Raw genomic sequence first — 13,703 nt, forward strand, 5'->3', positions numbered from 1 at the left:
CTCCCCTATCAAGAGGTGATCCCATGAAAACGATCCACCGGCGCCTTGCCGGCCCGTCCCGCCATGTCCTTGCGCGGCCGCTGCTCTGTTCGATCCTGGCGGGCGCAGCCGCCATCGCCCCGGCGGGCGCCAGCCCCGCCGGAACGCCCGCCACCGGGGCCGCAGCCGCCGAAAAGCCGGTGGTCACGCTGCGCGACATCTTCGCCATGCAGGCGATGGGCGCCATGGTCGCGGGCAGCGACGGCAGCTTCGCCTATGCCCGCCAGCGCCCGGCCGATGCCGGCGGCGATTTCGGCGGCGGGCGCCTGCTCAGCTACGAAGCCGGCGGAGACCTGGTCCTGTTCGAACGATCGGCCAAGGGCCACGCCATCCGCGTCGTCGCTTCCGCATCGGCCGAAGCGAGCTTCCTGCCCATCGCCTTCTCGCCCGGCGGGCGGCGGCTGCTGCTGCTCAGGGTGACGAAGGCGGGCACCCAGGTCGGTGTCCATGATCGCGACAGCGGCACATTGCGCTTCTTCGATGCCGCCCCCAGCCTGACGTTCGATCCCGTCCGCCGGCTGACGGGCACGGGGCAGAACAACCTGGTCTGGATCGACGAGGATCGTTTCGCCTATGCCGCGCTGCCCCGGGGCGAACAGCCTTCCTATTCCAATCTGCGCTGGGACAATCAGGCGCGCCTGACGGCGGGCCGCGAAGCAAGCTGGGCCGGGCGCGAGCCATCCTTCCGGCTGATGGTGTCGGGCGGCGATCCCGCCCCGCGCGACGGCGTGCTGATCCTGGCCGATGCGCGCGACGGCGCCAGCCGGGAACTGGGCCGGGGCCTGTTCTCCGATCTCGAACGCTCGCCGGACGGGCGTTTCCTGGCCGCTAACCGCCTTTATGATTTCGCGCCGCCGCCGGCGGACCAGCAACTCAATTCGCTTTACGACGCCAGCCGCTCGTCGCGCCTCAGCCTGTTCGATCTGCACGCGGGCAGCCAGCTTGCGCTGCCCCTGCACCGCGCGGTTCGCGGCACCATCTCCTGGTCGCCATCGGGCCGGCTCGCCTTTCTGGAGCCCGATCCCGACAGCCGCGATCGCGCCGTCACGCTCAACGTGATCGATCCCGCCACGCTCCGCGTCGCGCCGCGATCGCTCAAGGGGCTGGCGGTCGCGTCGGCGCGCCAATGGGGCGGTTTCCAGTTGCCGCTGCGGCCGCTGTGGCTGGGCACGACGATCGTCGTCATCGCCCGCGCGGCGGATCGGGAAACCGCGGGCTATTTCAAGCCCGTCGAAGTGGGCGGGCGCGGCGCGGGGGAGAAAGCGCCGGGCAAGCCCCCCTCCCCCTTCCTGATCGCGGAAAGCGGCGATCCGGTTCCGCTGGCGGCCGATCTCGGCGATCCCGCCACCACGCTCCGCATCATGGACGATCGCCTGCTCGCGATCAGCGGCGGCGCGTTGCGCAGCTATGACGCGCAGGGCCGGGCAGCCGTGATCGCGACGCTGCCCGGCGCATCCGGCTTCGTCGAAACCGGCGCGGATCGCACGGCGATGGCGGAACAGGCGCTGGTTTCGCTGACCAGGCCCGATGGAACGCCCCAGTTCGCGCGGATCGATCTCGCCAGCGGCCGCCTGGGCCAGCGCATCGCGGTGCCCAGGGGCGAACAGGCGCTGGCCGCCGGCGCCGACGCCATCGTGACCCGGAAGGACAGCGCCGCCGGCTCCAGCATCACCATACGCGGCTTCGACGGGCGCGAGAACCGCATCGAAACGTTCAACACCTTCCTTGCCGGGCGGACGATCCCGCGCTGGCGGCCGCTCTCCTACCGGTCGTCGCAGGACGGGCGCGCATTGACGGGCTGCATGGTGCTGCCCGCCGATTACCGGCCGGGGCGGCGCTATCCGCTGATCGTCGAAGTCTATCCGGCGGTCCGCAACAGCGGCTGCACCGATCCCGCCAGGGATCCGCACCCCTTTTCCGCATCGGCGGTGGCGGCGATGAAGGGCGAACTGCTGGCCGCGCGCGGCTATATCGTGCTGCAGGCGAGCATGCCCGCCGATCTCCACCGCAGCGACGCGGGGCCGATCGACCTGATCGATATCGCCGCGAAGGACGCCGCCGATGCCGCGATCGCGCAGGGCTTCGCCGATCCCGGGCGCATCGGCCTGAACGGCATGAGCCAGGGCGCGATCTGCGCGCTGTGGGTCGCCACCAAGCAGCCGATGTTCCGCGCCGTGCTCGCCACCTATGGCTGGGCCGACAACTGGACGCATTATTTCGAAAACGGCCTCACGCGGATGTTCAACGCCGATTTCCCGCCCACCGGCAGCGCCGAACGCTTCGAGATCCCCTTCGGCGATTTCGGCCTGGGCACCACGCCCTTCGACGATCCGCTACGCTATATCCGCACGAGCCCGCTGGTGAATGCCCCGAAGATCACCGCGCCCGTCCTGCTGATGAACGGAGAGATGGACGCGTTCGACAAGGCGCAGTTCGACGCGATGTTCATGGCGCTGTTCCGCCTGAACAAGCGCGCCGACTACATCACCTATTGGGGTGAGGGCCATTCCCCCTCCAGCCCCGCCAATCTCCGCCATATGTGGGCCGCCACCCTCGCCTTCTACGATCGCGCCCTCGCCGTCGCCCGCGACGATCAGGGGCTGATCGTCTGGGACGGAGACGTCGCGAAAACCGCCGCCACGGGCGAAACGAAGGATACGGACTGGTTCATGCGGCACGACGGTGTCGGGGATGCGGGCGGCCGATAGGCCGGGCGATCCCCGCGCCTTCGCCGCCCGGCGCAAGAGGACTGGCGCGACGGCCGTCGCCCGCTATGCTGTCGCGCATGGCACGCCCCGGCGATCTTGCGGCACGCATCGGGCGGTGGCTCGTCACGCCGCCGACAAGCGCCACGCTCTGGCGGCGGGCGGCGATATCGCTCTGGCTGCTCCCGCCGGTCATGATGTTTCCGCTGCTGCTGCCGATCCTCGAACCTTCCGCCATGCCGGGCGTGCTGATGGAGTTCTGGCAGCCTTACCTGCTCGTCTTCGGCATTCCCTTCGCCCTTGCGGCCTTGTGCTGGCGGCGCGCCAATCGATCGCGGTCGCGCTGAGAAATCCCGCCCGTGGCCGCCGAAACGCGGCCGGCCGATCCGATCGGCAGCGCCTTGCACGCGTCATATGCCGGGCATAGGGTCGCCCGCATGATCACGCTGCGCCCCTGCATCGCCGTCGCCACGCTTCTGGCCTCCGCACAGGCGCCGGCCGTGCCGCCGCCGCCGATCGTCACCGATCAGGGCATCGCCATGCAGCGCAAGGTGCTGAACTGGATGCCGGGAGAGGTCCGTTGCGGCGGACAGGCGGTCGCCGTGATCGCCATGCCGCGACCGCTCGTCGAATTCGGCCTGTCGCCACAGGGCGATACCGCGCAGCGCAGCTACCGCTTCCGCATCGATGCGGCTGGCCGCCCGCTCTCGATCGTTCAGGACAAGTCGGCGGGCTGGCATGTCGTCGCCGACGATCTGGGGCCCATGCTTGCCGCCACACGCTTCGGCGCCGGGGCACCGCGCGTGGACTGCGTGATCACCTTCACGGCGCAGGCCTCATCCATCGACGACGCCGCCGTGCGCGATCTGATGGCCTACAGCATCTCGCCCATATCGGGCCGCCTGCCGCCCGAGGGCTGGAAACGCATCGCGCCCGCCGGATCCACCTGCATGACGGCGCCGCGCCCCGCCCCGCTCAACCGCGCCTTCCCCGATTTCGACGCGCTGCCCGCCACCCCGGGCGCACGCGAATGGTCGATGATCGGCTATGATCTCGACGCCAGGGGCCGGCCAGTCCATCTCCGCATCGTGGAGGGCACGGGCAATCGCGCGCTCGATGCCGCATCGATGAAGGCGGTTCGCGGATCCCGCTTCACCGGCGGCGCGCGCGCCGGCTGCCTCTATCCCTATTGGCGCGCCGCCGCGACGCTGGCCGCGCCGCAACGTCCCGATCCGGCAAGCCTGCGGCCCGAAAACGGCAATTGCCCCGGCGGCCATGCTTGGGCGGTGGAACCGAAGCTGACCTATCCGGCCGCCTGGCGCCGCCGCGCGATAGAGGGTTGGGCCGCGATCGCCTATGATGTCGCGCCCTGGGGCGGGATCGGCAATGTCCGCGTGCTCGCCAGCGAACCCGCCGCCGCATTCGGCCAGCAGGCGCTCCAGATCGTCCAGTCCGCACGCAAGGCGCCCTCGCAGAGCGGCGCCAGCGGCTGCGTCGAGATGATCCGCTTCGTGATGGACCGGAACGACATGCCGGCGGACGGCGAAGCCCCCGGTTTCGGGGAATAACCTGCCCCAGGCCCCGGCCGTGACGCCCGGCTATATGCGAATGCTATGCGATTTCCGGGAATCGCTCTCGAATTGATACGCAGCATGGCCCTAATCGGATGCCCTCATCAATCCAGGCCGCACGCCTCCGGCGCGCGGTTTCATGGGGGTATCCATGTTCAGATTCGCGTTGTTCGCTGCCGTCAGTCTCATCGCCCTGCCCTGCGCGGCCCGGGCGCAATCCGCCGCTGAAGAGGCCCCGGAAGCGCCGCCGGCCGTCACCGTCAGCGGATCGGTCGCGCTCGCGTCCGACTATCGTTTTCGCGGCGTTTCGCAGACCGATGGGGACATGGCCGTCCAGGGCGGCGTCACCATCGCCCATGAAAGCGGCGCCTATATCGGCGCCTGGGGTTCCAATCTTTCCGGCTGGGGCACGTTCGGCGGCGCCAATCTCGAACTCGATCTGATCGCGGGCTACAAGGCGAAGCTCGGCGACAATGCGGCGCTCGATATCGGCGCGGTCTGGTACATGTATCCCGGCGGCGCCGACAAGACCGACTTCGTCGAACCCTATGTGAAGCTCACCGGCACCACCGGCCCCGCCACGCTCACCGCCGGCGTCGCCTATGCGCCCGCGCAGCAGGCGCTCGGCCGCTGGTATTTCACCGGGCAGGATGCCGCGAACGGCGTCTACAACGCGCCCGGAGACAAGGCGGACAATCTGTACCTCTGGGGTGACGCGGCGATCGCGATCGGCGGCACGCCGCTCACCGCAAAGGCGCATATCGGCTATTCGAACGGCAATCCCGGCCTTGGCCCCAATGCCACCAGCATCGCCCCCACCGGCGAATATTGGGATTGGTCGCTGGGCGTCGACGCCGTTTGGAAAAACCTCACCCTCGGTATCGCCTGGGTCGACACCGATATCTCGAACAGGGACGCAGCCTATCTGCGCCCCAGCTTCAGCAAGGGACAGGACGGCACCGGCAATATCGCCGGATCGACCGTGCTGGTCTCGCTGACCGCCGCTTTCTGAAACCGGGAGACCATCCATGCAGGATCTGATCTGGCTCGCGATCATGGGGGGATTGGCGGCGCTGACGTTCGCCTATGTCCGCCTGTGCGACCATGCGTGAGGGGGCGGCGATGACGCTCGATCTCTGGCTCGCCGCGCTCTGCGCACTCGGCCTTCTGGCCTATCTGGTGGCGGTGCTGATCCGCCCCGAACGCTTCTAGACGGGAGGCCCATCATGACCATACAGGGCTGGTTCCTGATCCTCGCCTTTACCGGCATCCTGCTTCTGCTGGCCAAGCCGGTCGGCATGTGGCTTCACGCGATCTACGAAGGGCGGCGGACGCCATTGCATGTCGTGCTCGGCCCCGTCGAACGCGGCTTCTACAAACTCGCCGGGATCGATCCGACCGCCGAACAGGGCTGGCGGCGCTACGCCGTACACATGCTGCTGTTCAATATCGTGCTGATGCTCTTCACCTATGCAGTGCTCCGCCTCCAGGGGGTGCTGCCGTTCAATCCGCAGGGGCTGGGCGCGGTGGGCGGGCATCTGTCGTTCAACACCGCGATCAGCTTCACCACCAACACCAACTGGCAGAGCTATGGCGGTGAATCGACCATGTCGAACCTCAGCCAGATGCTGGGGCTGACGATCCACAATTTCCTGTCGGCGGCAACCGGGATCGCGCTCGCATTCGCGCTGTTCCGCGGCTTCGCGCGCCATCACTCACCCGAAAAGGGGCCGGCGACGATCGGCAATTTCTGGGCGGACGTGACGCGGATCACGCTCTATCTGCTGCTGCCCGCCTGTGTGGCGATCGCGATCTTCTACATCGCGTCGGGCGTGCCGCAGACGCTGGCGGGCGCGATCGACGTCTCGACGCTGGAGGGCGCGAAACAGTCGATCCTGCTTGGCCCCGTCGCCTCGCAGGAAGCGATCAAGATGCTCGGCACCAATGGCGGCGGCTTCTTCAACGCCAATTCCGCCCATCCCTTCGAAAATCCGACGGCACTCACCAATTTCGTCCAGATGCTGTCGATCTTCGTGATCGGCGCAGGCCTTAGCTGGACCTTCGGCAAGGCCGTGGGCAATACCCGCCAGGGCTGGGCGATCCTCGCCGCGATGATGGTGCTGTTCCTGGTCGGCACCGGCATCGCCTATTGGGCGGAAGCGGCGGGCAATCCCAACCTCCATGCGCTGGGCGTGCCCGGCGGCAATATGGAGGGCAAGGAAGTCCGCTTCGGCATCGCCGCATCCGCGCTCTATTCGGTCGTCACCACCGCCGCCTCGTGCGGCGCGGTCAACGCGATGCACGACAGTTTCACTGCATTGGGCGGCATGATCCCGCTGTTCAACATGCAGTTGGGTGAGGTCGTTGTCGGCGGCGTCGGCGCGGGCATCTACGGCTTCCTGCTCTTCGCCATCCTCGCGGTGTTCGTCGCCGGGCTGATGGTGGGCCGCACGCCCGAATATGTCGGCAAGAAGATCGAGGCGCGAGAGGTCAAGCTCGCGGTGCTCGCGATCGCGGTGCTGCCGCTCGTCATCCTCGGCTTCACCTCCTTGTCGTCGGTGATGGACGCGGGCCTGGCCGGCCCGCTCAACAAGGGGCCGCACGGCTTCAGCGAGATCCTCTACGCCTTCACCTCCGGCGTCGCCAACAACGGCTCGGCCTTTGCCGGCCTCACCGCCAACACGCCCTATTACAACGCGCTGCTCGGCATCGCGATGTGGCTGGGCCGCTTCTTCATCATCGTGCCGATGCTGGCGATCGCCGGCTCGCTCGCGGCGAAGAAATACACGCCCGCCGGCGCCGGTTCGTTCCCCACCACCGGGGGTCTGTGGGTCGGCCTGCTCGTCGGCATCATCCTGATCCTGGGCGGCCTCACCTTCCTGCCGGGCCTCGCGCTCGGTCCCATCGCCGATCATCTCGCGATGATCCGCGGGCAACTCTCCTGAACGGGGGCGCCACCATGGCAAACACCCAAGCAAAAAGCCTGTTCACCGTCGATCTCGTCGTGCCGGCGATCAAGGCGTCGTTCCTGAAACTCGATCCGCGCGAATTGATCCGCAATCCGGTGATGTTCACCACCGCCGTCGTCGCAGCGCTGCTCACCATATTGCTGGTCGTCGGGCAGGATGCGCTGGCCACCGGCTTCAAGCTGCAACTCGTCATCTGGCTCTGGCTGACGGTGCTGTTCGGCACTTTCGCGGAGGCGCTGGCCGAAGGGCGCGGCAAGGCGCAGGCCGCGTCCTTGCGCGCGACCAAGGCCGAACTCACCGCGAAACGGCTCAGGAACGGCGCGATCACATCGGTGCCCGCCAGCCAGCTGCGCGCGGGGGATGTCGTCCTGGTCGAGACCGGCGATCTGATCCCGGCCGACGGCGAAGTGATCGAGGGGGTCGCATCGGTCAACGAATCCGCGATCACCGGCGAAAGCGCGCCGGTGATCCGCGAGGCGGGCGGGGACCGTTCCGCCGTCACCGCGGGCACGCGCGTGATCTCCGATCGGATCACGGTGCGCGTCACCGTCGATCCGGGCCAGGGCTTTCTCGATCGCATGATCGCGCTGGTCGAGGGCGCCGAACGGCAGAAGACGCCGAACGAGATCGCGCTGACGCTGCTGCTGGTGGGCCTCACCATCATCTTCCTGATCGCGGTCGGCACCATTCCGGGCTTCGCCAGCTATGCCGGCGGCAGCATCCCCGTCGCGATCCTCGCGGCGCTGCTGATCACGCTCATCCCCACCACCATCGCCGCGCTGCTCTCCGCCATCGGCATCGCCGGCATGGACCGTCTGGTCCGCTTCAACGTGCTCGCCAAATCGGGTCGCGCGGTGGAGGCGGCGGGCGATGTCGACGTGCTGCTGCTCGACAAGACCGGCACGATCACGATCGGCGATCGCCAGGCCAGCGAATTCCGCGCGGTCGGCGGCACCTCGGCCCAGGAACTGGCCGAAGCGGCGCTGCTCGCCAGCCTTGCCGACGAAACGCCTGAGGGTCGCTCGATCGTGGTGCTCGCGCGCGAGAAATTCGGCCTCGCCCGCAGCTTGCCCGCCGATGCGGAGGTGATCCCCTTCACCGCCCAGACCCGCGTGTCGGGCGTCCGGACCGGCGGTGCGCTCGTGCAGAAGGGCGCGGTGGATTCGATCCTCCGCGCCAATCCGGGCGCGGGAGAAACCGCGGCGGCGACCGAACTGCGCCGCATCACCGACGAGATCGCGCGCGCCGGCGGCACCCCGCTGGCGGTCGCGAAGGACGGCCGCCTGCTCGGCGCCATCTTCCTGAAGGATGTGGTGAAGGCGGGCATTCGCGAACGCTTCGCCGAACTGCGCGCCATGGGCATCCGCACGGTGATGATCACCGGAGACAATCCGTTGACCGCCGCCGCGATCGCCGCCGAAGCGGGCGTCGACGATTTCCTCGCGCAGGCGACGCCGGAGGACAAGCTGGCATTGATCCGCCAGGAACAGGAAGGCGGCAGGCTCGTCGCGATGTGCGGAGACGGCACCAACGACGCGCCCGCCCTCGCCCAGGCCGATGTCGGCGTCGCGATGAACACCGGCACCCAGGCCGCGCGCGAAGCCGGCAACATGGTCGATCTCGACAGCGATCCGACCAAGCTGATCGAGGTCGTCGGCCTCGGCAAGCAGTTGCTGATGACGCGCGGCGCGCTCACCACCTTCTCGGTCGCCAACGACGTCGCCAAATATTTCGCGATCATCCCGGCGATGTTCGTCACGCTTTATCCGGGGCTCGGCGTGCTCAACGTCTTGGGTCTCGACAGTCCGGAAAGCGCGATCCTCTCGGCGATCATCTTCAACGCGCTGATCATCCCGCTGCTGGTGCCGCTGGCGCTGAAGGGGGTCGCCTACAAGCCGATGGGCGCGGGCCCGCTGCTGGCGCGCAACCTGGCGGTCTACGGCCTTGGCGGCCTTGTCGCTCCCTTTATCGGCATCAAACTCATCGACCTGGTGGTCGGCGGCCTCGGCCTGGCATAAGGAAAGAACCATGGGCAAGGATTTTACCTCCGCACTGCGTCCCGCGATCGTCATGACGATCCTGTTCGCGGCCCTGCTCGGGCTGGCCTATCCGCTGGCGATCACCGGCATCGGCCAGGCGATCTTCCCCGTCCAGGCCAATGGCAGCCTGGTGGTCGAGAACGGCAAGGTCGTCGGCTCCACCGTGGTGGGCCAGGCCTTCACCAGCGACCGCTATTTCCAGACGCGCCCCTCCGCCGCCGGCCAGGGCTATGACGGGCTCGCCTCGTCGGGCTCCAACCTCGGCCCCACCAGCCAGGCGCTGATCGATCGCGTGAAGGGCGATGTGGAGAAGCGCCGGGCGGAAGGCGTGTCGGGCGCCCTGCCCGCCGATCTCGTCACCGCGAGCGGATCGGGGCTCGACCCCGATCTCTCGCCCCAGGCCGCGCTCGCCCAGGTCGAACGCGTCGCGCGGGTTCGCGGCCTGCCAGCCGCGCGCGTCCGCGCGCTCGTCGCGGCGCAGGTCGAACAGCCGCTGCTCGGCGTGCTCGGCGAACCCCGCATCAACATCCTGTCGCTCAATCGAGCGCTCGACCGGCTGCGTTGAACCAACCGGCGCGCCCTTCGCCCGAAGCCCTTCTGCGCCAGGCGGCGCAGGAGGGTCGCGGCACGCTGAAGATCTTCCTCGGCGCCGCCCCCGGCGTCGGCAAGACCTTCGAGATGCTGACCGACGGCGCATCGCGGCGGCGCGAGGGCGTCGATGTCGTGATCGGCGTGGTCGAAACCCATGGCCGGGCCGAAACCGAGGCGCTCACGCGCGGCCATGAGATCATGCCCCGGCGCGCAATCGATTATGAGGGGCGTACGCTCCACGAAATGGACCTCGATGCGATCCTCGCCCGCGCGCCGCGCCTGGTTCTGGTCGACGAACTGGCCCACACCAATGCCCCGGGCAGCCGGCATCCCAAACGCCACCAGGATGTGGAGGAACTGCTCGCGGCGGGCATCGACGTCTATTCGACGCTGAATATCCAGCATATCGAAAGCCTGAACGACGTCGTCGCCAGCTTCACCCGCGTCCGCGTGCGCGAAACCGTGCCCGATTCCATCCTGGAGATGGCGGAGATCGAAGTGGTCGATCTCCCGCCCGACGAGCTGATCGAGCGGCTGAAGGCGGGCAAGGTCTATCTGCCGCAGGAAGCGACGCGCGCGCTCTCGCATTTCTTCTCCAAATCCAATCTTTCGGCGCTGCGCGAACTGGCGCTGCGGCGGGCGGCGCAGGCGGTCGATGCGCAGATGCTCGATCATGTCCGCGCGATCGGCGTCGGCGGCACCTGGGCGGGCGGCGAGCGCATCGTCGTGGCGATCAACGAATTGCCGGGCGCCGAGACTCTCGTCCGCGCGGCCAAGCGTATCGCCGACGCGCTGCACGGCCCCTGGACGGCCGTGTTCATCGAAACCCCGCGCAGCCAGGGCTTCGGCGACGCCGAGCACCGCCGGCTCGCCGCCGCGATCAACCTCGCCACCCGGCTCGGCGGAGAGATCGCGACGGTGCCGGCCGCCAATGTCGTTGATGGCCTGAAGACCTTCATCGCGGAGGCCCGCGCCACCCAGCTCATCGTCGGCAAGTCGCAGCGTTCGCGCTGGTTCGAACTCCGCCACGGCTCGGTCGTCGATCAGCTCGTGCGTGAAACACCCGATGTCGCCGTGCATGTCCTGCCGCTCGAAGCCGCGCCGGCGGAACCGGAGAGCCGGCGCAAGCCGGGTGGCGGCCAATGGGGCAGCCCCGCAGGCTATCTGTGGACGGCGGCGATGGTCGCGGGCATCACGCTGGCGGGCCGCGCGCTGCTCCACATTCTCGATCTCGGCAATGTCGCCCTGCTCTATCTGTTGCCCGTCATGGCGGCCGCCAGCCTGTTCGGGCTGCGCACGGGGCTGTTCGCCGGGCTCACCTCCAGCCTCGCCTATAATTTCGTGTTCCTGCCGCCGGTCGGCACGCTTTCGATCAACAATCCGGAGAATGTCATCTCCGTGATCGTGCTGCTCGGCACCGCGGTCGTCACCAGCCAGTTGACCGCGCGCGTGCGTGCGCAGGCGGACCTCGCCGCGTCCAGCGCGCGCGCCAATGCCGCGCTCGCCGGTTTCCTGCGCAAGCTCACCACGCTCGGCACCGCCGACGATGTCGCGCGGACGATCGTCGAGGAAGTCTCGCGCCTGTTCGGCTGCGCGACGATCCTGCTCACCCACACCGAAGGCCAGGGCATGACCGTGCAGGCCGCCAGCGACAGCGGCTACCGGATGGAGACGATGGACCTCGCCGCCGCGCAATGGGCCTTCGATTCCCGCGCCGCCGCAGGGCGGGGCACCGAAACCCTCGCCGCGTCCGACTGGCGGTTCCAGCCGCTGATCGTCGGCGAACGCACGCTCGCGGTGCTCGCGGTCGCCAACGAGCGCGGCGGCGATCCGGTGCGCCCCGATCAGCTGCCGCTGCTCGTCAATCTTGTCGACCAGGCCGCCCTGGTGCTCGAACGCTTCCGGTTCGAGGCGGAGATGCGCGACGTCGATGCGATCCGCACGCGCGATCGGCTGCGCGGGGCGCTGCTCTCGTCGGTCAGCCATGATCTGCGCACCCCGCTCACATCCGTGATGGCCGCCGCCGACGCGCTGGAACATGGCGCGACGCCCGAACTGATCGGCACGATCAAGGCAGAGGCGGCGCGGCTCAACCGCTTCATCGCCAATCTGCTCGACATGGCGCGCGTCGAGGCCGGCGCGCTCAGGCTCAATATCGAACCGGTCGATCTGGGGGACGCCGTCACCAGCGCGGCGCACGACGTGCGATCGGTGCTGCACGGGCACGAACTCCGGCTGGACGTGCCGCCCGATCTGCCCTTCGTGCGCGCGGACCCCCAGCTACTGCACCACTGCCTGCTCAACCTGCTCGACAATGCCGGCCGCTATGGCGATCCCGGCACGCCGATCGTGATCGAGGGCGCGCACCAGTTCGGCGTGCTGCGCCTGGCGGTGCTCGATCAGGGGCCGGGCCTGCCTCCGGGCCGCGAGCAGGAGGTGTTCGAAACCTTCCGCCGGGTCGAGGGCTCGGATCGCGCGGCGGGCGGCACCGGCCTCGGCCTCGCCATCGTCAAGGCGTTCGCCGATGCGATGGGCGTCGGCATAGAGGCCGCCAATCGCGCCGACGGGCGTGGCGCGCGCTTCGGCCTGGTCTTTCCGTCCAACCTCATCGTGCGCGCTGATGCGCCGGGAGACGCCTGATCCATGTCGGCCACCATATTGATCGTCGATGACGAGCAGCCGATCCGCCGCCTGCTGCGCAACACGCTGGAACGCGCGGGCTATCGCGTGGCGGAGGCGATGAACGGCGCGGAGGCGATGACGCAGCTGCGCGCGGAGGCGCCCAGCGGCGTGCTGCTCGATCTCGGCCTGCCCGATCGCGACGGGCTGGAACTGGTGCCGCTGATCCGCAGGCAGGGCGAAACCGCGATCCTGGTGATCTCCGCGCGCGACGCGACCGACCAGAAGGTCGCCGCGCTTGATCTCGGCGCCGACGACTATGTCACCAAACCCTTCGATACGGAGGAACTGCTCGCCCGGCTGCGCGTCGCGCTGCGCCACCGCAGCCTCTCCGCCGCGACACCGAAGATCGTCCGCAAGGGCGATCTGGAGATCGATCTGGACCAACGCGTGGTGCGGCGCGGCGCCGAGGAAATCCATCTGACGCGCAAGGAGCATGACGTGCTCGCCATCCTCGCCCGCAGCGTCGGGCGCGTGGTGACGCACGATCGCATCCTCGCCGCCGCCTGGAGCCGCGAAGAGGATCCCCGCATCGAATATCTGCGCATCGTCGTGCGCAACCTGCGCCAGAAGCTGGAAACGCCCGGCCCGGTGGGATCGGTGATCGCCAACGAACTCGGCGTCGGATACCGCCTGCTCGCCGAAGCGTAACGCCGGCCGGCATCCATATGCCGGCACTATGCGAAACCCGGCTTTCGCTCTCGAATTGCTATGTCGCGATCGATAGCTGGGCGCCATGTCGACGCGATATCCCGCAAGCTGGTGGACCACCCGTTGGGGCGATCTCGCGATCCGCGCGATCGGCATGGCGGCGCTCGGCCTTGGCGGGCTCGCGATAGATCTGGTCGCGGCGCTGGTCCGCGCCGGCGCGGGCCAGGCCGCCTCCACGCTGGGCCTGGCCGCGATCGGCTTCATGAGCGGCAGCCTGGGCGCCGCCGCGTTCATGGTCGGACGCGGCCTGCTCGAACGCGTCGAACGAAGCGCCGCCTGGCGCACAAGCGAGCCCCCACCTCCCCTCCCCACGCTTCAGCGCCGGGAGGGGGATCAGCACGGCTTCCCCAGGATGGCGGAGGGGAAATGCGGAGTGTGATGATGTACCGCAATTTAACG

General features: G+C 68.6%; 11 protein-coding genes. All 11 read left to right on the forward strand.

Annotated elements, in window-relative coordinates; all coding sequences use genetic code 11:
* The first annotated feature begins 23 nt into the window (after positions 1-23).
* The 11 genes from K7G82_RS21865 (at position 24) to K7G82_RS21915 (ending at position 13,683) form a co-directional block, all read left to right on the forward strand.
* Positions 24-2,747: a S9 family peptidase gene (locus K7G82_RS21865; protein WP_222992077.1), complete on the forward strand. Its 2,724-nt coding sequence runs from the start codon at positions 24-26 to the stop codon at positions 2,745-2,747.
* A 77-nt stretch (positions 2,748-2,824) separates the two neighbouring features.
* The gene (locus tag K7G82_RS21870; protein ID WP_222992078.1) at positions 2,825-3,091 is read left to right on the forward strand and encodes a hypothetical protein; all 267 of its coding nucleotides are present in this window, start codon (positions 2,825-2,827) and stop codon (positions 3,089-3,091) included.
* Positions 3,092-3,181: 90 nt separating this feature from the next.
* The gene (locus tag K7G82_RS21875; RefSeq protein ID WP_222992079.1) at positions 3,182-4,312 is read left to right on the forward strand and encodes a TonB family protein; all 1,131 of its coding nucleotides are present in this window, start codon (positions 3,182-3,184) and stop codon (positions 4,310-4,312) included.
* Positions 4,313-4,466: 154 nt separating this feature from the next.
* On the forward strand, positions 4,467-5,327 hold the full coding sequence (locus tag K7G82_RS21880) for a TorF family putative porin (protein ID WP_222992080.1): 861 nt from the start codon (positions 4,467-4,469) through the stop codon (positions 5,325-5,327).
* A gap of 110 nt (positions 5,328-5,437) precedes the next feature.
* Positions 5,438-5,527, forward strand: coding sequence for a K(+)-transporting ATPase subunit F (gene kdpF / locus K7G82_RS21885; RefSeq protein WP_222992081.1), 90 nt, complete (start codon positions 5,438-5,440; stop codon positions 5,525-5,527).
* Between the two features lie 14 nt (positions 5,528-5,541).
* Positions 5,542-7,260 (forward strand): potassium-transporting ATPase subunit KdpA, encoded by a 1,719-nt coding sequence (kdpA, locus tag K7G82_RS21890; RefSeq protein WP_222992082.1) that lies wholly within the window; start codon positions 5,542-5,544, stop codon positions 7,258-7,260.
* A gap of 14 nt (positions 7,261-7,274) precedes the next feature.
* Positions 7,275-9,302, forward strand: a complete 2,028-nt coding sequence (gene kdpB, locus K7G82_RS21895) for a potassium-transporting ATPase subunit KdpB (RefSeq protein ID WP_222992083.1) — start codon at positions 7,275-7,277, stop codon at positions 9,300-9,302.
* Between the two features lie 10 nt (positions 9,303-9,312).
* Positions 9,313-9,888: a potassium-transporting ATPase subunit KdpC gene (kdpC, locus tag K7G82_RS21900; protein ID WP_222992084.1), complete on the forward strand. Its 576-nt coding sequence runs from the start codon at positions 9,313-9,315 to the stop codon at positions 9,886-9,888.
* Positions 9,885-12,554, forward strand: coding sequence for a sensor histidine kinase (locus K7G82_RS21905; RefSeq protein WP_222992085.1), 2,670 nt, complete (start codon positions 9,885-9,887; stop codon positions 12,552-12,554). Before kdpC ends, K7G82_RS21905 begins: the two co-directional genes overlap by 4 nt.
* 3 nt (positions 12,555-12,557) lie before the next feature.
* Positions 12,558-13,244: a response regulator transcription factor gene (locus tag K7G82_RS21910; RefSeq protein ID WP_222992086.1), complete on the forward strand. Its 687-nt coding sequence runs from the start codon at positions 12,558-12,560 to the stop codon at positions 13,242-13,244.
* Between the two features lie 85 nt (positions 13,245-13,329).
* Positions 13,330-13,683 (forward strand): hypothetical protein, encoded by a 354-nt coding sequence (locus tag K7G82_RS21915; RefSeq protein ID WP_222992087.1) that lies wholly within the window; start codon positions 13,330-13,332, stop codon positions 13,681-13,683.
* Positions 13,684-13,703 lie beyond the last annotated feature (20 nt).

The sequence above is a fragment of the Sphingomonas colocasiae genome, assembly GCF_019880585.1.
GTDB lineage: Bacteria > Pseudomonadota > Alphaproteobacteria > Sphingomonadales > Sphingomonadaceae > Sphingobium_A > Sphingobium_A colocasiae.